This is a genomic window from Streptomyces sp. 4F14, assembly GCF_048159485.1.
Taxonomy (GTDB): Bacteria; Actinomycetota; Actinomycetes; order Streptomycetales; family Streptomycetaceae; genus Streptomyces.
This window is the reverse complement of record NZ_JBLRVY010000431.1, coordinates 1-310: the sequence shown is the minus strand read 5'-3', so window position 1 is coordinate 310 and position 310 is coordinate 1. Positions and strand designations below refer to the sequence as shown.

The following is a 310-nucleotide window of genomic DNA, read 5'->3' as shown; positions in this document are numbered from 1 at the left end:
GAGCGCCTCGGCCCGCTCCGCGAGTGCCGTCAGCCGCGCCTCGTCAGGCCGGTCGGCGCCGCCGAGGCCGAGCGAGACACCGTGCGGCACGACGGTGACCCCGCGCTCGCGCAGCCGGAGCAGGGACTCCGGGAGGTGGCCGGGGCAGACGTTCTCGGCCACGGCCTCGACCCAGTCGATGCCGGGCATGCGTTCCACGGCGTCCGCGATCTCCGGACGCCATCCGAGTCCCGTACCCAGTCGCTCCATCGTCCCCTCCTCGGCCTCTTCCGGCCCCCGCCCGTCCCGCGTGACGGGGGTATGGCCCCGC

1 protein-coding gene is annotated in these 310 nt (G+C 76.1%); it reads right to left on the bottom strand.

Annotated features, from left to right (window positions below; translation table 11 throughout):
- Nucleotides 1-249 (bottom strand): DUF692 family multinuclear iron-containing protein (locus ACLZOT_RS51455; RefSeq protein ID WP_416976173.1); only part of this gene is annotated, 249 nt, incomplete at its 3' end.
- Nucleotides 250-310 lie beyond the last annotated feature (61 nt).